At 63.4% G+C, this 24,101-nt stretch carries 18 protein-coding genes; 10 read left to right on the forward strand and 8 right to left on the reverse strand.

Annotated features, from left to right (window positions below):
- Window positions 1-22: 22 nt before the first annotated feature.
- From AACH39_RS05715 to AACH39_RS05725, 3 genes are read left to right on the forward strand one after another with little or no spacing between them, the layout of a single operon-like run.
- Window positions 23-1,477, forward strand: a complete 1,455-nt coding sequence (locus tag AACH39_RS05715; RefSeq protein WP_338621085.1) for a TolC family protein — start codon at window positions 23-25, stop codon at window positions 1,475-1,477.
- Window positions 1,474-2,586: an efflux RND transporter periplasmic adaptor subunit gene (locus AACH39_RS05720; protein WP_215781960.1), complete on the forward strand. Its 1,113-nt coding sequence runs from the start codon at window positions 1,474-1,476 to the stop codon at window positions 2,584-2,586. The genes AACH39_RS05715 and AACH39_RS05720 overlap by 4 nt, the downstream gene beginning before the upstream one ends.
- On the forward strand, window positions 2,583-5,636 hold the full coding sequence (locus tag AACH39_RS05725; protein WP_338621086.1) for an efflux RND transporter permease subunit: 3,054 nt from the start codon (window positions 2,583-2,585) through the stop codon (window positions 5,634-5,636). Before AACH39_RS05720 ends, AACH39_RS05725 begins: the two co-directional genes overlap by 4 nt.
- Window positions 5,637-5,715: 79 nt before the next feature.
- Here the strand turns inward: AACH39_RS05725 and AACH39_RS05730 are convergent, their stop codons facing one another.
- The 3 genes from AACH39_RS05730 to AACH39_RS05740 all read right to left on the reverse strand — a co-directional run bounded on the left by AACH39_RS05730 (window position 5,716) and on the right by AACH39_RS05740 (window position 9,611).
- A complete protein-coding gene (locus AACH39_RS05730) occupies window positions 5,716-6,558 on the reverse strand; it encodes a methylated-DNA--[protein]-cysteine S-methyltransferase (protein WP_338621087.1) in 843 nt (280 codons plus the stop codon).
- Between the two features lie 96 nt (window positions 6,559-6,654).
- Window positions 6,655-7,530 (reverse strand): 3-deoxy-8-phosphooctulonate synthase, encoded by an 876-nt coding sequence (kdsA, locus tag AACH39_RS05735; protein ID WP_215781957.1) that lies wholly within the window; start codon window positions 7,528-7,530, stop codon window positions 6,655-6,657.
- Window positions 7,530-9,611 carry an EAL domain-containing protein gene (locus tag AACH39_RS05740; RefSeq protein ID WP_215781956.1) on the reverse strand — a complete coding sequence of 694 codons (2,082 nt, stop codon included), beginning with the start codon at window positions 9,609-9,611 and terminating at the stop codon, window positions 7,530-7,532. The genes kdsA and AACH39_RS05740 overlap by 1 nt, the downstream gene beginning before the upstream one ends.
- A gap of 281 nt (window positions 9,612-9,892) precedes the next feature.
- On the opposite strand from AACH39_RS05740, the gene AACH39_RS05745 reads away from it, so the two are divergent.
- The 3 genes from AACH39_RS05745 (at window position 9,893) to AACH39_RS05755 (ending at window position 14,667) form a co-directional block, all read left to right on the forward strand.
- Window positions 9,893-11,782, forward strand: a complete 1,890-nt coding sequence (locus tag AACH39_RS05745) for a M3 family metallopeptidase (RefSeq protein ID WP_252346192.1) — start codon at window positions 9,893-9,895, stop codon at window positions 11,780-11,782.
- Window positions 11,783-11,925: 143 nt separating this feature from the next.
- Window positions 11,926-13,482, forward strand: coding sequence for a TerC family protein (locus AACH39_RS05750; RefSeq protein WP_338621271.1), 1,557 nt, complete (start codon window positions 11,926-11,928; stop codon window positions 13,480-13,482).
- 174 nt (window positions 13,483-13,656) lie between these two features.
- Complete coding sequence (locus AACH39_RS05755; RefSeq protein WP_215781955.1) at window positions 13,657-14,667, forward strand: hypothetical protein; 1,011 nt, start codon at window positions 13,657-13,659, stop codon at window positions 14,665-14,667.
- 10 nt (window positions 14,668-14,677) lie between these two features.
- Here the strand turns inward: AACH39_RS05755 and AACH39_RS05760 are convergent, their stop codons facing one another.
- From AACH39_RS05760 to AACH39_RS05775, 4 genes are all read right to left on the reverse strand, one after another.
- Window positions 14,678-15,412, reverse strand: coding sequence for an MBL fold metallo-hydrolase (locus tag AACH39_RS05760; protein ID WP_215781954.1), 735 nt, complete (start codon window positions 15,410-15,412; stop codon window positions 14,678-14,680).
- Entirely contained in the window at window positions 15,409-16,005 is a 597-nt protein-coding gene (locus AACH39_RS05765) for a hypothetical protein (protein WP_215781953.1), read from the reverse strand. The genes AACH39_RS05760 and AACH39_RS05765 overlap by 4 nt, the downstream gene beginning before the upstream one ends.
- Before the next feature lie 109 nt (window positions 16,006-16,114).
- Window positions 16,115-16,645 carry an adenylyl-sulfate kinase gene (gene cysC / locus AACH39_RS05770; RefSeq protein ID WP_215781952.1) on the reverse strand — a complete coding sequence of 177 codons (531 nt, stop codon included), beginning with the start codon at window positions 16,643-16,645 and terminating at the stop codon, window positions 16,115-16,117.
- Window positions 16,642-19,086 carry a tetratricopeptide repeat protein gene (locus AACH39_RS05775; protein ID WP_338621088.1) on the reverse strand — a complete coding sequence of 815 codons (2,445 nt, stop codon included), beginning with the start codon at window positions 19,084-19,086 and terminating at the stop codon, window positions 16,642-16,644. Before AACH39_RS05775 ends, cysC begins: the two co-directional genes overlap by 4 nt.
- A 245-nt stretch (window positions 19,087-19,331) precedes the next feature.
- Between AACH39_RS05775 and AACH39_RS05780 the strand changes: the two genes are divergently transcribed.
- The 4 genes from AACH39_RS05780 (at window position 19,332) to AACH39_RS05795 (ending at window position 23,625) form a co-directional block, all read left to right on the forward strand.
- Window positions 19,332-20,846 carry a mechanosensitive ion channel family protein gene (locus AACH39_RS05780; RefSeq protein WP_215781950.1) on the forward strand — a complete coding sequence of 505 codons (1,515 nt, stop codon included), beginning with the start codon at window positions 19,332-19,334 and terminating at the stop codon, window positions 20,844-20,846.
- A gap of 98 nt (window positions 20,847-20,944) precedes the next feature.
- Entirely contained in the window at window positions 20,945-22,015 is a 1,071-nt protein-coding gene (cbiM, locus tag AACH39_RS05785; RefSeq protein WP_338621089.1) for a cobalt transporter CbiM, read from the forward strand.
- A complete protein-coding gene (gene cbiQ, locus AACH39_RS05790; RefSeq protein ID WP_338621090.1) occupies window positions 22,012-22,857 on the forward strand; it encodes a cobalt ECF transporter T component CbiQ in 846 nt (281 codons plus the stop codon). Before cbiM ends, cbiQ begins: the two co-directional genes overlap by 4 nt.
- Before the next feature lie 18 nt (window positions 22,858-22,875).
- Window positions 22,876-23,625 (forward strand): ABC transporter ATP-binding protein, encoded by a 750-nt coding sequence (locus AACH39_RS05795; protein ID WP_215781947.1) that lies wholly within the window; start codon window positions 22,876-22,878, stop codon window positions 23,623-23,625.
- A gap of 12 nt (window positions 23,626-23,637) precedes the next feature.
- Here AACH39_RS05795 and nikR read toward each other — a convergent pair whose 3' ends face one another.
- A complete protein-coding gene (gene nikR, locus AACH39_RS05800; RefSeq protein ID WP_215781946.1) occupies window positions 23,638-24,075 on the reverse strand; it encodes a nickel-responsive transcriptional regulator NikR in 438 nt (145 codons plus the stop codon).
- Window positions 24,076-24,101 lie beyond the last annotated feature (26 nt).

Raw genomic sequence — 24,101 nt, forward strand, 5'->3', positions numbered from 1 at the left:
CATGTAAAACCGGAATCGCAGGATGTTCAAGCTCAAATACTCCGCCTATTGTGGCAGCTTGTCGGCCGTTTTGCTGCCCGTGCTGCTCACTAGCTGTGCCCTGCCCCCGCCAGCACGTGATCTGCACAACCTCACGCCGCAAGGGACTTACCGTCAGGCGACGCCCCCGGACGAGCACATCCCGGCAAGCGAAGCCGCCTGGTGGGCACAGTTCGATGATCCACGCCTGCTGCAGCTGATCGAGCACGCCCAGCAGGCCAACCCGGATATCCTCATCGCCCTGCAGCGGGTACAGGAAGCACGCGCCGGCATGCGTGCCGCCCTGGGCGCCACCGTGCCCTCTCTGTCGCTGGCCGCCAGTGCCAGCGACAGCAGCAGCGGCCTGCCCGACCCCGTCAAACAGGGGGTGCCCGACACCCGCAATCGCACTGCCGGCCTGGACACCCGCTGGGAAATCGACCTGTCCGGCGCCTTGCGCGAGCAGTATAGTGCGGCGCAGCATGATGCCCTGGCCGCCGACTGGGGTGTGCGCGGGGCCCAGTTGATGGTCAAGGGAGAGGTCGCGCGCCAGTACTTCCTCTGGCAAGGCGCCCTGGCGCGGCAAAGCCTGCTGCAACAAATCATTCAGCGGCAGGAACAACAACTGGCGCTGCTGCAATTGCGGCTGGATGCCGGGCTGGCAAGCCCCCTGCAGCGCGACCAGCTGGCGGCGGCGCTGAACAGCCAGCGTGCCGAGCTGCCGGCGCTGCACAGTCTGCAAATGGCCTGCGAAAACCATCTTGCCGTCCTGCTGGGTCAGTCGCCCAGTCAGCCCCTGCCCGAACTCACCCTGCCCGGCCCCGGCCTGACCGCTACCCTGCCCGCGCTCTCCCCGGGACTGCCGGCAGAGCTGCTGCGCCGCCGTCCCGATCTGATGGCCGCCGAGCACAAGCTGCGTGCTGAAGGCGCCCGGCTGGATCAGGCCTATGCCAACCAGTGGCCGAAACTCTATCTTGACGCCCTGTTCGGTCGTGAAGCACTGACCCTCAACAATGTGAGCCAGGTGCCAGTGCGCTTCAGCCAGATCGGCCTGACCTTTACCCTGCCGATTTTCAGCGGCGGGCGTATCCAGGCGGCCATCGATGCCCAGACCGCACGCGAACAGACTGCCTGGCTGGACTACCGGCGGCAGATCCTTGCCGCACTGGAAGACGTGGAAAACAGCCTGACGCTGCGCCAGGACGAGGCACGCCGGCTGCACGCCCTGACCCAGGCCAGCGAAGCGCAGAACAGCGCACGCCATCGCGCCGATGCCTTGCTGGCCGAAGGTCAGATCGATCAGTCTGGCTGGCTGGATACCGAACGCGCCCGGCTGGCCGCCGAGCTGGCCCGAACCGACAGTCTGGTACAGGCCAAACTCGACCTGATCCAGCTCTACAAAGCCATGGGTGGCGGCTGGCCGGCCACCGCCCCAAGCAAAGGAAGCCCGCAATCATGACGTCCCGTTATTTTGCTCTGGGTCTGCTGACCCTGCTGAGTGCCTGCGGGCGCCATGAAACCACCGCGCCGCCAGCGCAAACGGTGCTGGTCAGCCGCATCGGCGACGCAAACAGCACGCAAAGCCAGGTGTTTGCAGCCAGCCTGCAGGCCCGCACCCGCAGTGATCTGGCCTTCCGGGTCGGTGGTACGGTGCTGCGACGGCTGGTGGAGACCGGTCAGCGTGTACACGCAGGTCAGGTGCTGGCCGAACTGGACCCGGCGGACTACCGACTGGGCCTGGCGGCTGCCCGCGCGCAATGGCAGAGCATTGGCGCGGAAGCCAGCCAGGCGGCGGCCGACCAGGCACGCTTTACCCGTCTGCAGGGCACCGGCGCCGTGGCAGCAGCCGATGCCGAGCGCCAGCGCAGTCGCGCCAGCGCCACGCAAGCTCAGCGCCAACAGGCCGAAAGCCAGCTGGCCCTGGCGCAACGCAACCTGGACTACACCCAGCTGCGCGCGCCCTACGATGGCGTCATCACCGCTCAGCATGTCGAAGCCGGCCAGGTCATTGCCGCCGGCCAGCCGGTGCTGAGCATCGCCCGGCCGGAGGAACTGGAAATCGTGGCCGATCTGCCGGAAACCGTGGCGGCACAAGCCGCCCGGGCGCAAGCCAGTGCCACGCTGTGGGGCGACCAGGGCGGGCCGGTTCAGCTGGTACTGCGGACGCTGGCACCTCAGGCCAGCCAGCCTGCGCGCACCTTCGAGGCCAGTTATCGCCTGAGCCGTGTCGATGCCGCGCGTCGTGCCGGCTGGACGCTGGGGCAAAGCGCCGAACTGACCTTGCACTGGCCACAACCCGGCACCTCGGTCCTGCTGCCGGCCGGTGCGCTGCTGAACAACCATGATGGCCCGGCAGTCTGGCTGGTCAATGAGGATGGCCAGACCATCCGGCGTCAGCCGGTGGTGGTGCTGAACTGGGGCAGCGAAGCCGTGCGCGTACAGGGGCTCCAGCCAGGACAACGTGTGGTCAGCGCCGGGGTACAGAAACTGGACGCCCGCAGCCGCATCCGGCCCGTCGAGCGCAGTGGCAGTGGCTTGCAACTGGATCAGGCCGGGAGCGGGTCATGAGATCGTTCAACCTGTCTGCCTGGGCGGTCACCCACCGTCCGATGGTGCTGTTCCTGCTCATCATCACCTTGCTGGCCGGGGTGTTCTCCTTTTCCCGCCTGGGGCGGCTGGAAGACCCGATCTTCAATGTACCGGTCATGACCGTGGTGGTAGCCTGGCCGGGCGCCAGTGCCCGCGAGGTGCAGGATGAGGTGCTCAACCGCATCGAACGGCAACTGCAGGGCATCGATGGCGTCGACTATATCCGCAGCTATGCCCGCCAGGGCTTTGGCGGCATCACGCTCAACATGAAAGGCGGCACGTCGAGCCAGGACCTGGATCGTGCCTGGTACCAGGCGCGCAAGAAGGTCGGCGATATCCGCGACAGCTTGCCGGCCGGCGTGCGCGGCCCGTTCTTCAACGATGAATTCACCGATGTCTACAGCGTGCTGTATGCCGTGAGCGCCCCGGACCTGAGCCCGGCCGAGCTGCACGAGCAGGCAGCCGACATTCAACGCGCCCTGCAGCGTGTCGACGGCGTCAACAAGGTCGACATTCTCGGCAGTCAGGATGAAAAGGTGTATGTCGACTTCTCCAGCCGCCGTCTGGCCGGTCTCGGACTGTCGCCGCAGCAGTTGATGGACACGCTGGATGGCCATTTGCGCCTCGCCCCGGCCGGCCTGGCGGAAAACCGCAGTGACCGAATTTATCTGCGCCCCGATGCCCCCTTGCACAGCGCGACAGAGGTGGCGGCACTGCCGGTTCAGGCCGGCGCTCGCCAGTTGCGCCTGGGCGATGTTGCCCGCGTACACAGTGGCTATGCCGACCCGCCATCATTCACCATCCGCCACAATGGCCAGCCCGTACTCGCCATCGGGGTCACCATGAGCCGCAACGGCAATATCCTGCAGCTCGGCAAGGCGCTGGATGCCCAGTTGCAACAGATCCGTGCCGGTCTGCCGGCAGGGGTCAGCATCGAGCAATACGCTGACCAGCCCAAGGTGGTGGAAGAATCCGTCTGGGAGTTCGAGCGTTCCTTCCTGGAGGCCCTGGCCATCGTGCTGGCGGTGTCGTTCTTCTTCCTCGGCTGGCGCACCGGCATCGTGGTGGCCGCCTCGGTGCCCCTGGTGCTGAGCCTGGTAGCCGTGGTGATGGCCGCGTGTGGCTGGCCGCTGGATCGCATCTCGCTCGGCGCCCTGATCATCGCGCTCGGCCTGCTGGTGGACGACGCCATCATCGCTGTGGAAATGATGGTGGTGAAAATGGAACAAGGCTGGAACCGCTTCAAAGCCGCCACCTTCGCCTACACCTCGACCGCCTTTCCCATGCTGACCGGTACCCTGGTCACCGTGGCCGGCTTCATGCCGGTCGGCTTTGCCCGATCGATTGCCGGCGAATACGCCGGCGGTATCTTCTGGATTGTCGGGCTGGCGCTGATCACCTCCTGGCTGGTGGCGGTCATCTTCACGCCCTATCTGGGCGTGATGCTGCTGCCCAACGCCAAACCCCATGCCGGCGGCCACCACGATGCCTACGATACCCCGCTGTATCGCCGGGCCAGGCGCATCGTCGACTGGGCCGTGACGCATCGCCGTACGGTCCTGATCGGCACCGGCCTGCTGTTCGTGACTGCACTGGCAGGCATGGGGCTGGTGCAGCAGCAGTTCTTCCCCACCGCCTCCCGTACCGAGCTACTGGTGGAGTTTCGTCTGCGCGAGGGCGCCTCCTTCGCCGCCACCCAGCGGGACGTGATGCAACTGGAACAGATCCTCAGACAGGACAAGGATGTCGAGCACTACACCGCCTACACCGGCGCCGGCTCGCCGCGATTCTTTCTGTCCCTGTCGCCCGAGCTGCCCGATCCGGGTTACGCCCAGTTCGTCATCCAGACGCGAGACATCCATGCGCGAGAGGCCCTGCGCCGCAGATTGCAGCAGCGACTGAACCAGGACCCGGCCTTTGCTGACGCGCGCAGCCGGGTATTGCGGCTGGAGTTCGGCCCGCCGGTCGGCTTCCCGGTGCAATTCCGCGTCATCGGCCCGGATACCGCCCAGGTGCGTGCCATTGCCTACCAGGTGCGGGACATCGTGCGGCAAAGCCCACTGGTGTACGACACGCAGCTGGAATGGAACGAGCTGGTGCGCACTCAGCGTCTGAAGATCGACCGCCAGCGCGCCAGCCAGCTCGGCCTGAGCCAGGCGGATATCGCCAATTTGCTGCAAGTCTCACTGGAAGGGGCGCCCGTCAGCCAGATCCGCCGCGGCGAGGACTTGATCGATGTCGTGCTGCGCGGGGATGCCCATGACCGCCGGGCACTGGAACACCTGCAGGACATTCGGCTGACCACACGCAGTGGTCAGGTCATCCCGCTTTCCCAGGTGGCGCAGGTGGTGCCGGCCTTCGAGGAACCGGTGCTGTGGCGCCGCAATCGCGAGATGGCCCTGACGGTGCGCAGCGAAGCGGCGGACGGGGTACAAGCGCCTTACGCCTCGGAGAAAATCTGGCCACAGCTGCAACCGCTGATCAGCAAACTGCCGCCCGGCTATCGAATCGAGGCCGGCGGCGCGATCGAGGAAAGCAACAAGGCCAACAAGGCACTGTTTGCCATTTTCCCGCTGATGTTCCTCGCCATGCTGCTGATCCTGATGGTGCAGCTGCAGAGCTTTGCCCGCATGATGATGGTCTTCCTGACCGCCCCGCTCGGCCTGATCGGCGTGGTGCCGGCGCTGCTGATCTTCAACGCACCATTCGGTTTTGTGGCGCTGCTGGGGGTGATTGCCCTGGGCGGCATGATCATGCGCAACTCGGTGATTCTGGTGGATCAGATCGACCAGGACATCGAGCACGGCACCCCGGCCTGGCAAGCGATTGTCGGCGCCACCATCCGCCGCTCGCGCCCGGTGATCCTCACGGCGGCAGCGGCCATTCTGGCGATGATTCCGCTGGCCGGCAGCGTCTTCTGGGGACCGATGGCCATGGCCATCATGGGCGGGCTGATCGCCGCCACCGCGCTGACCCTGGTATTCGTCCCGGCACTCTACGCCAGCTGGTTCCGCATCCAGCGTCCGTAATCCCCCACATACCCCACGGGGTCAGGTCTTTCATGCTGCATCTTGATGCAGCATGAAAGACCTGACCCCGTTGCTGCATTCAGTCTGCAAACTGTGCCGCCTCCCAGGCCAGTATGGCCTGCTTGCGCTCACTGCCCCAGCGGTAGTGGCCGACATCACCGCTGGCACGGATGACGCGGTGACAAGGGATCAGATAACCGATCTGGTTGGCTGCCAGCGCACTCCCTACGGCCCGGCTGGCCGACGGTGTCCCGATGCACCCGGCCAGTTGGCCATAGGACAACACCTGTCCGGGGGGGAGCGCCAGCAGCGCTTCCCATACTTTGATCTGGAAGTTGGTCCCGCGCAGCACCAGGTGCAGCGTGCCACGCTGCGGGATTTGCGCAAACACGCGCCCCAGCCAGTCGGCTGCCTGCGCGTCGTCGCGCTGCAGACGGGCTGCCGGCCATCGCGCCTGCAGCACCGCCTCGGACACCGCGGCGGGCGCTTCGGCAAAGGCCAGATGGCACAGGCCGTGCGCACTCCAGGCCAGCAAGGCAGCCCCAAAGGGAGATGCCCCCCAGCCCCAGCCCAGGGTCAGCCCCTGCCCGCCACGCTGGATATCCCCCGGGGTCAGCGCCTCACAATGCAACACCAGTTCGTGCAAGCGGCTCGGGCTGCTCAGGCCAACCGCCTGCGCGGTCTGCAGCACGTCAGCGCCCCGGGCCAACTGCGCCAGGGCGTGTTGCTTGGTCAGTGACTGCAGAAAACGCTTGGGCGAGACCCCGGCCCACTCGGCAAACAAACGCTGCAGGTGGTATGGACTCATATGCACCGCCTGAGCCAGATCGGACAGTGAGGGCTGCGCCAGCCGGTGCTGGTGCAAATAGCGGATGGCGCGCTCAATCAGCGCATAGTGGCGGGCATCTGTATCGACTGACATGGTGCAATCCCTGGAACCCGGAAGGTGACGCAGTCAGTATGCACGGCGGGACAGAACGGTGCATTCCGCTTATTGCGGAGTGCACCGTCTGCCGAATCAGATCTTCAGCGGGGCGAAGGACTTGACCAGATCGTCGATGGCCTTGATCTGCGCCAGGAAGGGTTCGAGCTGATCGAGCGGCAAGGCACTCGGGCCATCGCACTTGGCCTGGTCCGGATCCGGATGCGCCTCAAGGAACAGACCGGCCAGCCCCACGGCCATACCGGCACGCGCCAGCTCGGCCACCTGTTCGCGACGACCACCGGAGGCGGCGGCGCCCGATTCGCGCTTTTGCAGGGCATGGGTGACGTCGAAAATCACCGGCAGATTCTGGCTGACCTGCTTCATCACGCTGAAGCCCAGCATGTCGACCACCAGATTGTCGTAGCCAAAGCAGGTACCACGGTCACACAGAATCAACCGGGGATTACCGGCCTCGATGAATTTCTCCACGATATTGCCGATTTGCGACGGGCTGAGGAACTGCGGCTTCTTGATGTTGATCACCCGGCCGGTCTTGGCCATGGCAACCACCAGATCGGTCTGGCGGGCCAGGAATGCCGGCAACTGGATCACGTCGGCCACTTCCGCCACCGGCTCACATTGCCACGGCTCATGCACATCGGTGATCACCGGCACGCCAAAGGTCTCCTTCACCGCCTGCAGGATCTTCAGCCCTTCTTCCATGCCCGGACCACGGTAGGAGTGGATCGACGAGCGATTGGCCTTGTCGAAGCTGCCCTTGAAGACATAAGGAATGCCGAGCTTCTGCGTCACACGCACGTACGCTTCGGCAGACTTGAGCGCCAGATCGCGCGACTCCAGCACGTTGACGCCGCCGAACAGCACGAACGGACCCTGGTTGCTGACAGTGATTTGCGGGGTGATCGAAACCTTGGACACGATGATTCCTTTGCTTGAAAACAGCGCCATCATACAACCGGAGGCTGCCAGAGGAGAAATTGTTCCAATGGCATGGGACGCGCCAGGACATAACCCTGCACCAGATCACAATCGTTCTCGCGCAGCCAGGCCAGCTCTTGCGGGGTTTCCGCGCCCTCGGCCACCACGCTCAGCCCCAGTTCGTGACAGAGCAGAATGGTCGAGCGCACGATGGCGGCATTCTTCGGTGTCGCGTCGATGGCATCGACAAACACACGGTCGATTTTCAGCTCATGCACCGGCAGAGTCTTGAGATAGGCCAGCGAGGCCTGGCCGGAACCGTAATCATCGATTGACAGCTTGACACCGAGGCTGGCGAGCTGATCAAGCAGCGCCAGCGCCTGTGCCGGGTCTTCCATCAAGGCACTCTCGGTGATCTCCAGACACAGGGCCGACGGCGGCAGGCCATGCCGCTGCAACAGCGACGCCACCAGCCCGGCCAGCGCCGGATTGAGCAGGTCATGGGTTGACAGATTGACCGCCGGCACGATCTGCCGCCCGGCACGATGCCAGTCGGCGGCCTGTGCCAGCACCTGATCCAGCAGCCATGGCGTGATCTCGCGAATGAAGCCGGTTTGCTCGGCAAAAGGAATGAACAGGCCGGGCGGGACCATGCCGCGTTGTGGGTGCTGCCAGCGCAACAGGGCTTCGGCCGCCGTCATGCGACCGGTACGCAGATCGAACTTGGGCTGATAAAACACCACGAATTCTCCCCGGTGCAAGGCATCGCGCATCTCGCCGATCAGGGACAACTGCGCATGCACCGGTTCCTCGCCCACTTCGCTGTAGCTCAGGCAGCTTTGCCGCCGCACCTTGGCGCGCCGTGCCGCCAGTTCGGCGCGGCGCAACAGCGTCGAGGCATCCTGGCCATCCTCGGGGTACAGGGCAATGCCCAGTGCCCCCTCGACATCCAGCCGCTGCCCCTCCAGCACCAGCGGGGTACGCAGCAGCAGCGCCATCTGTTCACCCATGGCGCGCGCCGCAGCCAGATCGCCATCGGGCAGCAACAACGCAAACTGATCGGCCCACAGCCGAACCAGCAGTTGCTCCTCCTCCAGCAAGGCAGATAGTCGCAGGCCGATCTCGCGCAGCAGTCGGTCGCCGATCTGCTGCCCCAAGGCATGATTGATGAGGGCAAAACGATTGAGGTCGAACACCAGGACGGCCCCCCGGCTGTCTGCCGGCAAGCGCTGGAAACGCTCGATAAAGCGCGTCCGGTTGGGCAAACCGGTCAGGTCATCCTCATAGGCCAGTCGCAAGATGCGGGCCTCACGACTGGAAAGTGCGTCACGCATCGACAGCAAGGCGCGCAACAGCTTGCCAATTTCGTCACGCCCCCCCGCCGGTACGGCGCGGTGCAGGTCACCCAGGGCAATGGCTTCGGCCACCCCGACCGCCTCGTTGATCGGCCGGGTCAGGCTGCGTGCCATGCGCCAGGCCAGCCACATGCCCAGCAGCAAGGCCCCGAGGGACAGCGAAACCACCAGTTTGCGCGCCAGTGACTCTGCCTGATGCAACTGCCACAGCTCTTGACGCATCCTTTGTTGCTGACGCGCCGCCAGGGCCGCGGTCTCACCCAGCAGTGCGTTCAGTGACTGCCTGGTGGCGCTGTCAAACTGCTGTCTGGCCTGATCGGGCCCTTCAAGCTCAATCAGATTGACGGTCTGGTAGAAGCGGTCGTTGTACTGGCGCCGCAGCACCTTGATACGGGTCAGTTGCGCCTGCTCGGCTTCTGGCGCATGACTCGCCGCATCGTTGACGATCTTGTCGAGCCGCGAAATCGCCAGATCGGCGGCTTCCAGCTCGCTATCCATCTGCTGATACAGGCCAATGCGCCGCTCCCGGTCGGTGGTCTGCAGCAATTGCAGCAATTGATTGGCGGCCACCAGGGCGTGCTGATCCGCCACCTGTGCCAGGTATTGCTTTTGTACCTGCACATCGACCAGCGACTGAGTGGACTCTGCCAGGCGAGTGAGCCGGGACAGTGAGACAGCGGCCACCATGCCGAGCAGGGCCAGCAACAAGGCAAAGGCCAGAGACAGGCGTACACCGATACGCAGCGAACTCAACATGAAACGGGCATCCCTGGGTGCCTCCCTCATCAGGACTGGACGATGACGATCTCTTCATCTTATGCAATATTGATGGCCACGACAGCCCTGACCGACCAGAACAGGCAGGCATGCTGCATAAACCACCCTGATCATGAATCAGCCATTTATGTTGCAATATCATGATTTAGTGATTTTTTATGTCTCAAATCAAACGAGCATCTTTCGCGGGCAAACGCAAAAACGTAATATCACGCTATTCCAAGCTCATAGGGCATGTTTGAAAAATAGCCCGAACCCACATGGAGATATCGCTCATGACCACGCTGGCGGCGCTGCGAAGCGCCTTTGATACCCTGAACCAGGATTACCTGACTGTTCACAAGACCAAAGAAGATCTTTTCTGGGACACCTATATGGCCGTCTCGGACGACCATGCCGGTTTCGCCCGCGCCGAAGCGGCATTCAAGGACTTCATCTCCAGTCCCGAGCGACTGGCTGCCGTCGAGCAGGCGCTGCAGCAATTGCAGACCATGCCGCAGGATGCTGAACGGGATGCCCTGCTGCATGGCTTCAAGGGATGGCAGGCACTGTTTCGCAGCAACATCATTGAAACGGCCGAAGCGCGTGCCCTGATGGCAGAACTGATCGAACTGGAGTCGGTCCTGTTCGCCAAGCGCCGTGACTACAAGATGCAGCACATCAATGACAACGGTCAGCGCGAAGATGCCACCCTGAGCATGCTGATGACCAACCTCGGCACCAACCGCGACGAAGGGGCCCGCAAGAGCTCGCACGACGCTTTGCTCGGCCTGGAACGCTGGGTGCTGGACAACGGCTTCATCGATATCGTCAAGAAGCGCAACCAGATGGCCCGTGCTCTGGGCTATCGCGACTATTTCGACTACAAGGTGCACAAGAACGAACAGATGTCGCCGGAAGACCTGTTCGCCATCCTGGACGAGTTCGAGGCCCGCACGCGCGAAGCCAATCACAAGGCACTGGCGCAACTGGCCAGTCGTCAGGGGCAGGAAGCCCTGCAAGGCCACAATATCCGTTTCCACATGAGCGGAGACGTGACCCGCCAGCTGGACCCCTATCTGCCCTTCTCCAAGGCCGTGGAACGCTGGATCATCAGCTTCCGCCGACTGGGCATCCAGTACCGTGGCGCCACCATGCAACTGGATCTGATCGAACGGGAAGGCAAGTACCAGAATGGCTTCTGCCATGGTCCGATTCCGAGCTATTTCGACCGTGAGCGCTGGGTCGCCGGCCAGATCAACTTCACCGCCGACGCCAAGCCCGACCAGGTGGGCAGCGGTATCCGCGCCATCAATACCCTGTTCCACGAGGGCGGACATGCCGCGCATTTCGCCAATGTCACCCAGAACTCGCCTTGCTTCTCGCAGGAGTTCTCGCCGACCTCGATGGCCTATGCCGAAACCCAGAGCATGTTCTGCGACAGCATGCTGTCCGATGCCGACTGGCTGAAACGTTATGCCAAAAACAGCGCCGGCGAGGTGATTCCGGATCAGCTGATCCGAGCCAAGATCGAAGCCACCCAACCGTTTGCCGCCTTCAACGAACGCATGCTGGCGGTGGTCGGTTATTTCGAGCGTGCCCTGTATGCCATGCCGGAGACCGAACTGAGCGCCGGAAGCATCCTGGAACTGGCACGCCAGACCGAACAGCGCATTCTCGGCATCGGCGTCAGCCCGCGTCCGCTGCTGGCCATTCCTCACCTGCTCAATCAGGAGTCGGCTGCGGCCTATCACGGTTATCTGCTGGCCAATATGGCGGTCTACCAGACCCGCGCCTGGTTCAAGCGCGAGTATGGTTTCCTGGCCGACAATCCGGCCATCGGGCCGAAACTGGCCGAGCATTACTGGGGTCCGGGCAACAGCATCAACCACAATGCCACCCTGGTCCGCCTGACCGGTGAACCGTTCAACCCGCGCTACCTGGCCGATGCCTGCACCCGCAGCGTCGAGGAAGCCTGGGCCAATGCCGAGAAACTGATTGCCGAAGCCGCCAGCCGCGACTACCCGACGGCTTACCCGGATGACCTGAAGGCCAGCATCCGTCTGGTGCACGGCGCGGAGCTCATTGCCGACAATCGCGATGGCGATGAAGCCATGTGCCACCGCTTCGAAGCCTGGGTCGCCAAAAACTACCCGGCCAGCGTGCACTAAGCCAACCGGCCCGCAGACCAGCCTGGTCTGCGGGCCGCATCCCCCCAGTTTTTTCCGCCCGGCCATGAGCACGAACTACTCGTGAACGGGGCGAACTATGCTAGTCTTCACTTTTAATGCTGTGAGGATGACCTACCCGTATGATGGACGTCGCCTGGCTGTCCGACCCCGCCGCCTGGCTGGGTTTGCTGACCCTGATCGTGCTCGAAGTGGTTCTGGGCATCGACAATCTGATTTTCGTGGCCATCCTGGCCGACAAGCTGCCCCCCGAGCAACGCGACCGCGCCCGTCTCACCGGCCTGTCGCTGGCCCTGGTGATGCGACTGGTGCTGCTGGCCAGCGTCTCCTGGCTGGCCTCCCTGACCGCCCCCTTGTTCAGCCTGTTTGGCCAACCGTTTGCCGGCCGGGACCTGATCATGCTGTGCGGCGGGGTCTTCCTGCTTTTCAAGGCCACCAGCGAACTGCATGAGCGGCTGGAGGGCGAGTTTGAAGTCCACACGCAGGGACAGCGGGCCTATGCGGCCTTCGCCACGGTGGTGGCGCAGATCCTGGTCCTGGACGCCGTGTTTTCCATCGACTCGGTGGTGACCGCCATCGGCATGTCGGACCACCTGGCAGTCATGATGATGGCCGTCGTCATTGCCATGATCCTGATGATGATGGCCAGCAAACCACTGACCACCTTCGTCAATGCCCACCCGACGGTGGTCATGCTGTGCCTGGGCTTCCTGCTGATGATCGGTTTCAGTCTGGTGGCTGACGGCTTCGGCTTCCACATTCCGAAGGGCTATCTGTACGCCGCCATCGGCTTCTCGGTCCTGATCGAAGCCTTTAACCAGATTGCGCAGAAAAACCGTATTCAGTACCTCAACCGCAGCCAGTCACTGCGTGAGCGCACGGCCAGAGCCGTGCTGTCGCTGATGGGCAACCGCCTGGTCTCCACCACCCGTGATGGTGTCGAACCGCCGGAAGAAGAGGCCTTTGCCCCGAACGAACGCGCCATGATCCGCAGCGTGCTGACGCTGGCAGAACGGCCGATTCGCGCCATCTGCACCCCACGCAATGACATCGAGCGTATCGACCTCTCCCAGACGATCGAGCAACAGCACCGTGTATTGCGCAGCAGTCCGCACTCGCGACTGGTCGTCATCCGTGACGGCGCCATCGATGAACCGCTGGGGATCGTGGCGCGCAAGGATCTGTTGGCCCCCTTGCTGGACGGTCAGCAACCGGACATCGAAGCGGTCCTGCGCCAGCCTCTGGTACTGCCGGAGAGTGTTCCGGTGCTCAAGGCGCTGGAAAGCTTCCGGCAACATGCCGCCGAGCTGGCCTTCGTGGTGAATGAATTCGGCAGTCTGGAGGGCATCGTCACTCACAAGGATCTGATGGAAGCCATTGCCGGCGAATTTCCCGAAGAGTACGAGCAGCATGAACGCCCCGCCCTGGTGGTCAATGAGGATGGCAGCCTGGACGTCGAGGGCAATCTGGAGCTGGTCATGCTGGAGCCCTATCTCACGCTGGGCGACTTCGATGACGCCGACTTTCATACCGTTGCCGGCCTGCTGATGGACCGGCTGGCACGGATTCCGCGCCAGGGTGACACAATCGAACTGGCCGGCTGGCGCCTGACGGTCATGGTACAGAACGGTAATCGTACCGAAAGAGTACTGCTGACGCCCCTGATCCCCTCCGCCTCATGACAGAAATGATTTTCTGATCCAGCGCAATACAGGACGGATCGGTTCTGCAGCGACGCCAGCGAGTCGATATAATTCAAGCCATTGATTTAATGTCATTGTCTAGAAGCGACGCGCTGGGTCCCTGCTGACAGGCAGACCAGCAGCAAATCTGTTTGCCCGATCAGAGGATGCTGCATGAAACCGGACGTGATCACCATCGAATTGACCGCCACACAGGGTTTTCGTGTGCAATGGCAACGCATGGCGGCAGAACAGTTATTCATCGGGCTGCCACCCGCCCGCATCTACCCCCTGATCCCCTCTCTGTTCTCCCTGTGCAGTCAGGCCCATGGCCTGGCCGCACGACTGGCGCTGTCAGCCGCGGCCGGTCACTTGCGCGAGGCAGATCCGGAAGAGCTCGACACTCTGACGCTGGAGGCGGTACGCGATACCCTGCGCAAGGTCTTGCTGGACTGGTCGCTGGCCTTCGAGGGCGCACCGGCCGACCCGGCGCTGCTGGAGCAATGGCGTCTGGCACAGAACCTGCCTGCCATGGCGGCCCTGGCCGAGGAGCAGGTATACGGCATGGCGCCCGCAACCTGGCTAGGTCTGGGGCTGAATGGCTGGCAGCAATGGATGGCCTCGGCGCGGGTACCCGTTGCGCGCTGGCTGAACAGCCTGAAAGAAGCCGATGCGGGTTGCCTGCTGCTGCCGATTCTCAATGCCCGCATGCTCAGCACCCTGCCGCTGGCCTGGTTCGACAGCGGCAGCCCCGAGTGGCAAGGCATGCCTTGCGAAGTCGGCGCACTGGCTCGCGAGGCCGAACTGCTGGCACCGCTGATGCATGCCGGACAATTGACCCGGGCCCGCTTGCTGGCCCGCCTGATCCAGCTGGCTCGCTGGCTGGATGGCGCCAGGCTGGCGGTCGACTGGGCCCCCTGTCATGGCGGCGCCGTGGCGCTGGTGGATACCGCCCGCGGCCTGTTGTTGCATCATGTCGTGCTGGACGACGCCGGCCGGGTGGCCCAGTACCGCATTCAGCCACCAACCGCCTGGCACACCCACCCGCAGGGACTGATCGCCAACACCCTCAATGCCCGTCGCCAGGCCAGCGAAGCGGAATGGCGCCGCCAGGTCGCGCTGATCGACCCTTGTGTGGCCTACGAGATGCGCTGCCAGAACAGTCAGCGCTTTCATATCGGCTGAATAAAGCGCCCTAGCAGATCCCCACTTTCAGCTCATCCAGCCAGTTGATGAAGCGCATGACATCCGCCCCCTGATAAATCGAGCCATGCTGCGGGCAGAGCAAATCGATCTGCAAGCCAGACACGCGCTCGCACCAGACACGTTTGGCGGTATTGGATCCCAGCCAGCGCTTGTGGAACCCCTCGGCAAAGCGGATGTGACGGTCAAAATCGCGTACAAACAGATCTTCACCGGGATTGGGCAGCAAGGCCGCGCCAATATCACCGGAAAACAGCAGGCGGGCATTGGCATCGTAGAGATGAAAATTGCCGGAGGAATGCAGGTAATGCGCTGGAATGGCATTCAGGGTGTGCTGACCGACCTGCAGCTCACCCCCGTCATCGGGGATGCCTGCAATGTGGCTGTCCGTGCCACCGAAATGCGGGATGAAACTCTTCCACAAGCCGCTGACATGACAGCGGATCTCCGGATTGAAGGCCAGCCACAGGGCCAGAGAGGAAATCACGTCAGGATCCTGATGCGAGGCAAAGATCTGCCGGATGGTGCCCGGATCAATCACCTCGCTCACCGCACGAAAGACCGCCGGAAAGATCTCCATGCCGCCCGGATCCGTCAGCAAGGCTTCGCCGGGCGTGGCCACCACGTATTCATTGGTATCAATCAGGCAATCAGGCTTGTCCGGATCGCGCGACAAGGCATACCAGCAGACATTGCCGACTTCGGCGATCTTGGTGCTTTTTTTCATCCCCGCTCTCCAATGGCCTTTTTCAGGCTCTCCAGGCTGTCCAGAATATCGTCGATGTAGTGGGTGAACTCCTGAGAAGCCAGGGTAAGGGCATTGCCATGAGCGCCGGCATAAGCGGCCTCAATCTGGGCCGAACGCGCCAGCACCGAACCATAAAGGCAGGCCTGATAGGCCCGGGCCATGTTTTCGCGCATCTGCTCATGCTCCTGCTCGACCCGTTTCCCGACCTGCTCGCCGATCTGGCGCTTCTGCGCCAGCGCCCCCTCCAGGCCGCAGTGCGCCAGAGCCGCACAGGTTTGAGAGATCAGCGCCACCTGGCGCGCCATTTTCAGACGCTGCGACTCCAGATCAATCAAATGACCACCGGACTCTCCCAGCGTAGCCATCTCGCCATGCAACACCTTGCTGAAATCGCGCAGCTCGCTGGAAATGACCCCGAAGCCCCGCGCATTGGCCCCGTAGCGTTTGGCCAGCAACAAGGCATTCAGGCCGAGCAGATTGATCTTGAAGGCATAGGCCGCCACCGTGCGGATGCCCTGTCTCAGCGCGGCCACCCGCTTGAGTTCGGTCGAAGCCTGTGCATCAGTTGTCATATGCCCCCGCCCATTGCCGCCTGGTTGTCATCATGGTTTTCATCAGGCATAGCACAAGCCGCACGGCAACCAAAGGCAGCAGATCAAATTTCTCGCGCCCGGCGGGTACTCAGGCGTGGCGCAGCGCCAGCAGAGACTGCACCTGAAGGCAGCAGGTCTCGACACTGAGGCAGGCGGTATCCAGCTGCAGATCTGGAGTGAGCGGTGGCTCATAGGGATCACTGACCCCGGTAAAGGCCGGAATGTCGCCGGCACGCGCTTTGCGATACAACCCTTTCGGGTCACGCGCCTCACAGACGACCAGCTCGGTGGCCAGATAGATTTCGACAAAGCCCGGCGCACCGATCAGCTCGCGCGCCATCTGTCGGTCAGCGCGATAGGGGGAGATCAGTGCCACGACCACACAGATACCCTGTTGATTCAGCTCACGGCAACGCAAGGCCACACGGCGGATATTCTCGCGCCGGTCCTCACGGGAAAAGCCCAGATCCGCGCACAGATCGCGCCGTACCTCATCGCCGTCCAGTATCTGACAGCGGATACCCGCCTCCTGCCACTGCCGGTACAGGGCCTGCGCCAGCGTGGTTTTGCCGGCAGCGCTCAAGCCGGTGAGCCACAGCGTCAAAACAGGCGGCTTCATGGGGTTGCCTCCCGGGTATCGTCCTGCGCCAACAGCGCCAGCAAGGGGGCCAGTTCCCGCCGGTAGCGCTGCCAGCGTCCGACCGAAGCCGCATACAGCGGCTGACGAACCTGCGCGCTACTCGCCGTGCGAACCGTATGCACCGTGCGATGAAAGGCCAGGCACTGATCGTTCCACGCCAGACCAAGGTATTGCAGCAAGGCGCTCACCGTCCCGGACAGATCCGCCACCAGTGATTCATAGACCACTTCATGAACACAACCGGGTGGCAACAGCTGCTGCCAGTGGCGCACAACACGGCGGTAGCGCAAGGCTTCGTGCCCCAGCGAGAGCAGATCGTCGCTGTACCCGTGACCCGTATGAAAGGGAATGCAATAGCAAGACAGACAGACATCGCGCAAATCGCGCACCGCATGGATGAAGCGCGCCTGGGGCAGCATCAGTTGCATCAGGCCCAGCCAATAGACATTGCCCGGCATCTTGTCGCTGATGTAACGCGCGTCGGGCGCCAGTTGCCAGAGTTGGTCCAGGTATTGCCGCCCCAGCGCGCGCAAGGCGGCGAGGCTCCCGGCACTGACCGGCTGACTGGCCAGAATGGTCAGCGCCTGCTCGGCCAGCGGCGCCAGCAGACTCTGCTCCCCCGCACCAAACACCTCACCCTGGCTGACCAGAATCTGTTCTATCAACGAGGTTCCGGAGCGTGGCATGCCGACGATGAAGATCGGCACTCGCTCATCGCCGGACGCCGCAGGCAGCGCACGGGCCAGCCGGGCATAGGCCTGCAAGGTCTCTGCCGGCGTCAGGGAGAGAATCCGCGCCACCCGCGCCTCCGCTTCGGCCTCATCCCAGGGCTGCAGACGACGTCGTAACGCATTCCCCTCGGCAAAGGCAGCAAAGGCCGCGGCATCGTCTCCGCGCTGCGCCAGCACCCGTCCCATGGCAAAGCTCAGGCCCATGCGCAAAGGCAGCGGCAGGCTTTCACGCTGCAGATACACCTCGTCCAGCGCGGCAAAGCGCACATCATCGGCACGATAAGGCAGATATTGCAAAGCATTGATCAGCACCCCCGGATGGGCCGGCGCCATGCGCAATGCCCGGTCCATCCACCCTCGACCTTCATCCTCCTGGCCGGTATCCAGCAGCAGACAGGCCAGATTGCAGCAGGCCTCGACATGGCCGGGATCCAGCTGCAGGGCATGGCGAAAACTGGTGGCCGCCGCCGCATATTTCGCCTGCTCGCGCAGGACATAGCCCAGGCTGGCCGGCAGGTCGGCATGCCGGGGGGCCAGTTGCATCCCCTGGCGCAAATAATGTTCGGCATCCTGCAAACGCCCGAGCACAAAGCAGAGATTGCCCAGATCACGATAGAGCCCGGGGCTCGCAGGGCCGTGCTGCAAGGCCAGTGCCATCCAGGCCAGCGCGGCGGCCGACTCTCCACGCGCGGCCAGCACTCTACCGATGCCGTGGCAGGCCTGTGGATGTTCGGGGCATTGCGCCAGGGCCTGGCGCCAGGCCCGTTCGGCCTCGTCCGGGAGCGACTGGCGCAACAGAATGTCGCCCTGACGCGCCAGCAGATCGGCATGTGCCGGGTGATGCTGCAGGGCCGACTCGCAATGCGACAGGGCTTCAGCCAGCTTGCCGCCGTCGCAAAGCAGTTCGACCAGCAGCAGCGCCGGGTCGGGCGCCTGCGGGGCCAGCCGGCAAGCCTGCCGGGCAAACTGCAGCGCCTGGTCCGACTGGCCGGTTTGCCGGCAGACACGTGCCGCACACTCATGCGACCAGGCCAGGTCGGGCTGCAGGCTGATCGCCTGCAGATGGCAGCGCAACGCCGCCTGGAACTTGCCGTGCCTTGCCAGGTGTTCGCCAAGATTATTGTGCAGCGCCGGCCAGGCCGGCTGGCGCTGCAAAGCCAGACGCAGACAATGCTCTGCCTCGTCCCCTCGCCCGAGATCATCCAGCAGCAAGGCCAGATTGTTCAGACAGGGAACATGCCCGCCATCAAGGGCCAGCGCCTGGCGGAAGGCCTGTTCGGCCCCCGCGTGCTCGCCCCGTTCGCGCAGCAGATTGGCCAGATTGAAATGGAGTTCGGCATCCTGCGCAGCCAGCTGCAGTGCCTGCTGCAAGCTGTCCTGAGCCTGCAGCAACAGGCCGCAGGCACGCTGCACCAGCGCCGCCAGTTTCCAGACCGCGGCATCCTGTGGCGTGCGACGGGTCTGGGCCAGGGCATGCGGCAAGGCCAGCACGGCCTGGCCGCCACGCAGCAGCAACAACAGGTCATCATCACAACGCGTTTGCGCCGCCAGGCAACGCGCCAAAGGCAAGGCCAGCGGATGGTGCCGTCCATCGCGCCCCCCCTGGTCCAGCAAGTGTTGCGCCCGGGGCAAATCTCCCTGCCGGTGTGCCACGACGATGGCATCCCACCATTCGCTGTCACTACTCATGGCAAGACGTGTCTCCGAAGAATGATCACAATGCACAATGGCCAATCATTATTAGTATTTGATCACGCAAGGATAATTGCCTGCGCTGGCGCCCAATATGAATGACTTTGCTACTTTGTTAGCAAATGTATTAACAAACATGACAAATCGGACAGTCGGCCGGCGGCAGCCCCGCCTCTCCGATGCCATAACGGTATAAACCGTTTTTATCTATGATGAAGTATTGATCAAGTAAGGGGATACGCATGATGCCCTTGCCAGACTCTCTGTCCTGGATACAGCAACACCAGGCCTGGTTACTGCTGACGCTGGTCATGATGGCCATGACCTATGTGCGTTCGGCCAGCAGTCGCCAGCATATCCGCACTTCCCTGGTGCTGATGGTGTTGCTGGCACTGGCCGCCTTGACCGTGCGCAACCAGACCGCCTGGCTGGGCAACAGCATCCCGCCGGCCATCCAGGCAAGCCTGATCGACCTGGCAGCAGGCCTGCTGATCATTCGAGTCTGGGGCGGCATCGCTTTCAAACTGCTGCTACCCGTGCTGCGATTGCACCCGCCGCTGATCATTGCCGATATCACCGTCTCATTTTGCTATCTGATCTGGTGCGCCATCCGCCTGCATGTCGCCGGGATGGCCCTGGGTGAAATCATCACCACCTCGGCGGTACTCACCGCGATCATCGCCTTTGCCCTGCAAGACACCCTGGGCAATCTGCTGGCAGGCATCGCCATCCAGCTGGATGATTCCATCCATGTCGGCGACTGGATCGAGCACGAAGGCGTGACGGGCAAGGTCTCGGAAATCAACTGGCGCGCCACCAGCATCGAGACACGCAACTGGGAAACGGTGGTGATTCCCAACAGTCTGCTGCTGAAAAATCGCTTCATGGTGCTGGGCAAGCGCTATCACCAGCCCGTGCAATGGCGTCGCTGGGTCTGGTTCGATCTCTCGCTGGAGACCCTGCCAACCCAGATCATCAGTCTGATCGAGAAATCCTTGCAGGAGACGCGCATTCCTCATGTCGCCAGAACGCCGCCGCCCAACTGTGTGCTGATGAAAGTGGAAAACGGCATTGCCCGCTATGCGGTGCGCTACTGGCTGACCGACCTGCAGATGGACGACCCGACCGACTCGGCGATCCGCACCCAGATCGATGCCGCCCTGCGCCGCAATGACCGTCGTATGTCACCACCGATCTTCAATGTGCTGATGACCAAGGAAAAATATGCCGTCGATGTCCGCCACAAACGCCATCAACAGGAACGGCTGACCCATCTGCGCCGACTGAGTCTGTTCCAGATGCTGACGGAAGACGAGCTTTGCGAACTGGCCGACGAACTCAAGTTCACCCCCTTCGTGGCAGGCGACACCATGCTGGAACAGGGCGAGATTTCCGACTGGCTGTTCATCCTGGTGGCCGGCGAGGCCGACATGCTGGTGAGTCAGGCCGAGCATGATCCGGTCCTGCTGGGCAAACTGAGCAGCGGCAGCTTCTTTGGTGAGATGGGATTGTTGACCGGCGAACCAAGCGCCTACTCGGTGCGTGCCATCGGCGCCGTGGAGTGCTACCGGGTAGGACGCGAGACTTTCCACAGTATTTTCCTTGAGCGCGACGAGCTGGTCAGTGCGCTGTCCGAAGTCTTGCAGACCCGGCTGAAAGAACAGCAGCGCCTGCTGGAAAACCTGCACCTTCAGACACCGCCCCGCGAGGCAGGCGCCATGATGGCCAGCCTGCGACGCTTTTTCGGCCAGGAATAGCCGGGCTTGATCGAGAACAAACCCGGCGGTATGAAGTTTTGAAAATAAATATGAAATCAGGCAAGATGACCGGCGTTTGAATGCCCCGGAGTCTTGCCATGCACATCCCTGACGGCTACCTGAGCCCTGCCACCTGCCTCGCCACCACCGCGCTGGCCCTGCCCTTCTGGTGGCTGGCCATGCGTCGGGTTCATGCGGTGCTGCACACCCGTCTGGTCCCCCTGCTGTCCGTCGTGGCCGCGTTCAGCTTTGTGGTGATGATGTTCAACCTGCCCTTGCCGGGCGGTACCACCGGACACGCCGTGGGCATGACCATTGCCGCCATCGTGCTTGGCCCCTGGGCAGCCATTCTGGCCGTGTCGATCGCCCTGTTCATTCAGGCTGTTTTCTTTGGTGATGGCGGTATCACCGCCTTCGGTGCCAATTGTCTGAACATGGCCATTGTCGGCCCGATGGCCGCTTATGCCCTCTATCGCCTGCTGTCGGCCGGCGCCGCCCTGACCGCACCACGCCGCATCTGGGCCGCGGCCGTGGCCGGTTATGTCGCCATGAATCTGTCCGCCTTGCTCGCCGCCATCGAATTCGGACTGCAGCCTCTGTTGTTTCATGATGCCGCCGGCACGCCGCTGTACGCTCCCTACCCGCTGTCGGTTGCCGTTCCGGCGATGCTGATTGGCCATCTCGGCTTTGCCGGACTGGCCGAGGGAGCCATCAGCGCCGGCATCGTCGCCTACCTGCAGAAGGCCAATCCCCGCCTGCTGGAAACCAGCGCCGGCAGCCGTCCCGACCTGTCTCGCGCCGCCACCGGCTGGCGTCCGGTGCGAGGGTTGTGGATCGGTCTGTCGCTGTGCATGATCCTCAGTCCGCTGGGGCTGCTGGCCGCAGGCACGGCCTGGGGGGAATGGGCGCCGGAAGATTTCAGCAACCCGCAAGTACGCGCAGAAATGACCCAGGCGTCGATCCAGACAGCACCACCTGCGGCCGCGCCCAGTGGCATGCTGCGTCTGGCCGGGGTCTGGGAGGCACCGATCCCCGACTATGCCCCGCGCTTTCTGGCCAACCCGGTCTTCGGCTACCTGCTCTCTGCCGTCATGGGCAGCGGCCTGATCCTGCTGCTGATCAGCCTGATGTCCTGGTGGCGCGGTCGTCGCCAAACCGTCTCCGCGTGAGCGAGCAATCCTTCATCGCCGGCTACCGGCATGCGGCCGGTGGCAGCTTCTGGAGCAGGACCCTGGCCGGCCTGCTGGATACCGTCACGCATGCGCTCGATGCCGAACGGGTCGCCGCGCGTCCCGGCTGGCTTCAGGGCCTGGACGCACGCAGCAAGTTGCTCGGTCTGGGCTTCCTGATCGTCTGTACCGTCACGGTGCATCACTTGCTGGCGCTGGCCTGGCTGTTCGTCGTGGCGGTGCTGTTGTCATTTGGTGCCGGCGTGACGCTGCGCCGGCTCTGGCGCCAGGCCTGGCTCAGTGTCCTGCTGTTCACCGGACTGATCGCTCTGCCGGCCCTGTTCCTGGTGCCCGGCCCGCCACTCGCCGTCCTGCCTGTGATCAGCCAGACCGGCCTGCGCTCGGCACTGTTCCTGCTCGGCCGCGCCGAAACTTCGGCCACACTGGCTTTGCTGATCATGCTCTCCACCCCCTGGCCCCAGTTGCTCAAGGGGCTGCGCGCCCTGCGCGTGCCCGTGGTGCTGGTCGCGATTCTCGGCATGACGCATCGCTATCTGTTCACCTTGCTGACCAGCACCCAGCAATTGCTGGAGGCCCGCAGCAGCCGACAGATCGGGCCGCTGAGCGCGCGCGAGAAGCGCCGTCAGCTGGCGGCCTGTGCCGGAACCCTGCTGGAGCGCTCGCTCGCACTGAGCCAGGAGATCCATCTGGCCATGCTGGCGCGCGGCTATCGCGGCGAGATTCATCTGCTGCAGGCGGCACGCCCCGGCTGGCGCGATCTGGCCGCCCTGCTGCTGTTCGTCAGTGTCGGCCTGCTGGCCCTGACGTTTCCCTTTGTCTAGTTTCCGGTACTCCCTGTCATGACCCAGTCACTGCCTCCGGCCTTCCTGCTTGAAGATGTCCACTATGCCTATCACGACATCGGGGCGCTGCATGGCCTGAGCCTGAGCATCCCTGCCGGCCAGCGTGTCGCCCTGCTCGGCGCCAACGGATCGGGCAAATCCACCCTGCTGCGCCTGCTGGACGGACTGTATTTTCCCGATCAGGGGCGGATCAGCGCCTTTGGCGAACCACTGACGGAGGCCGTCCTGCGTGACGAGGCGGTTTCACATGCCTTTCGCCGCCGGGTCGGCCTGGTGTTCCAGAATCCGGATGTACAGTTATTCAATCCGACGGTCATGGACGAGCTGGCCTTCGGTCCGCTGCAACTGGGCTGGGCGCCGGCGCAAATCCATGCGCGCATCGACGAGATGCTGACGCGCTTTGCCATCACGCATTTGCGCCACAGAGCACCACATCGCCTGTCAGGCGGGGAAAAGAAGCGCGTCGCCCTGGCATCGGTACTGATGACCGAACCGGAAGTGCTGTTGCTGGACGAGCCCAATGCCGGACTCGACCCCGCCAGCCAAGACGATATGTTGCACTTTCTGCGCGAGAGCAAGGGACAGGGAAGAACCCTGGTGATGGCCACGCATGAGCTGGAAAGCGTGGCGGAGATTGCCGATCACTGTCTGGTGCTGCACCAGGGGAGACTGGAAGCCCAAGGCAGCCCGCAAGCCATCCTGGCCGACCAGGACCTGCTGCAGCGCTGTCGCCTCAGCCGGCGCTAGGGTCTGCGCCCCTCAGCGCTTGCGGCGCCACATGGGCGCCGCCGGCGCCTCAGCCACCGGAATCAACTGGACATGGCCATGGCGTACCCCGGTTTCGGCAATCACCGAGTGGGCAAAGGCGGTGACCTCCCCGACCTGGCCGCGCAGCAGCACGGTTTCGACACAATCCTCATGACTGATGTGGGCATGCATGGTGGCCACCGCCAGATCATGATGGTCATGCTGCAGGCTGGTCAGACGCGAAGACAGCTGGCGCTCGTGGTGATCAAACACATAGCTCAACACCGCCACACAGGCTTGTGAACCGTTCTGCTGCAGATCCCGCTCGCCCAGCTCGCGCCGCAACAGGTCACGCATGGCTTCGGAGCGGCTGCTATAGCCTCGCTGCTGCATCCATTGGTCAAACGACTCAGCCAGCTCGTCACTCAGGGAAATGGTCAAACGCTGCATGCCATGGCTCCATAATGGTTGCCCAA

The organism is Paludibacterium flexuosum, from assembly GCF_037076605.1.
In the GTDB taxonomy this organism is placed as follows: Bacteria; Pseudomonadota; Gammaproteobacteria; order Burkholderiales; family Chromobacteriaceae; genus Paludibacterium.

Bases quoted from the DNA above. Each gene is read 5' to 3' on its own strand.
- AACH39_RS05715 (WP_338621085.1), top strand. From the start codon at position 23: ATGTTCAAGCTCAAATACTCCGCCTATTGTGGCAGCTTGTCGGCCGTT.
- AACH39_RS05720 (WP_215781960.1), top strand. From the start codon at position 1,474: ATGACGTCCCGTTATTTTGCTCTGGGTCTGCTGACCCTGCTGAGTGCC.
- AACH39_RS05725 (WP_338621086.1), top strand. From the start codon at position 2,583: ATGAGATCGTTCAACCTGTCTGCCTGGGCGGTCACCCACCGTCCGATG.
- AACH39_RS05730 (WP_338621087.1), bottom strand. From the start codon at position 6,558: ATGTCAGTCGATACAGATGCCCGCCACTATGCGCTGATTGAGCGCGCC.
- kdsA (WP_215781957.1), bottom strand. From the start codon at position 7,530: ATGGCGCTGTTTTCAAGCAAAGGAATCATCGTGTCCAAGGTTTCGATC.
- AACH39_RS05740 (WP_215781956.1), bottom strand. From the start codon at position 9,611: ATGTTGAGTTCGCTGCGTATCGGTGTACGCCTGTCTCTGGCCTTTGCC.
- AACH39_RS05745 (WP_252346192.1), top strand. From the start codon at position 9,893: ATGGAGATATCGCTCATGACCACGCTGGCGGCGCTGCGAAGCGCCTTT.
- AACH39_RS05750 (WP_338621271.1), top strand. From the start codon at position 11,926: ATGGACGTCGCCTGGCTGTCCGACCCCGCCGCCTGGCTGGGTTTGCTG.
- AACH39_RS05755 (WP_215781955.1), top strand. From the start codon at position 13,657: ATGAAACCGGACGTGATCACCATCGAATTGACCGCCACACAGGGTTTT.
- AACH39_RS05760 (WP_215781954.1), bottom strand. From the start codon at position 15,412: ATGAAAAAAAGCACCAAGATCGCCGAAGTCGGCAATGTCTGCTGGTAT.
- AACH39_RS05765 (WP_215781953.1), bottom strand. From the start codon at position 16,005: ATGACAACTGATGCACAGGCTTCGACCGAACTCAAGCGGGTGGCCGCG.
- cysC (WP_215781952.1), bottom strand. From the start codon at position 16,645: ATGAAGCCGCCTGTTTTGACGCTGTGGCTCACCGGCTTGAGCGCTGCC.
- AACH39_RS05775 (WP_338621088.1), bottom strand. From the start codon at position 19,086: ATGAGTAGTGACAGCGAATGGTGGGATGCCATCGTCGTGGCACACCGG.
- AACH39_RS05780 (WP_215781950.1), top strand. From the start codon at position 19,332: ATGATGCCCTTGCCAGACTCTCTGTCCTGGATACAGCAACACCAGGCC.
- cbiM (WP_338621089.1), top strand. From the start codon at position 20,945: ATGCACATCCCTGACGGCTACCTGAGCCCTGCCACCTGCCTCGCCACC.
- AACH39_RS05795 (WP_215781947.1), top strand. From the start codon at position 22,876: ATGACCCAGTCACTGCCTCCGGCCTTCCTGCTTGAAGATGTCCACTAT.
- nikR (WP_215781946.1), bottom strand. From the start codon at position 24,075: ATGCAGCGTTTGACCATTTCCCTGAGTGACGAGCTGGCTGAGTCGTTT.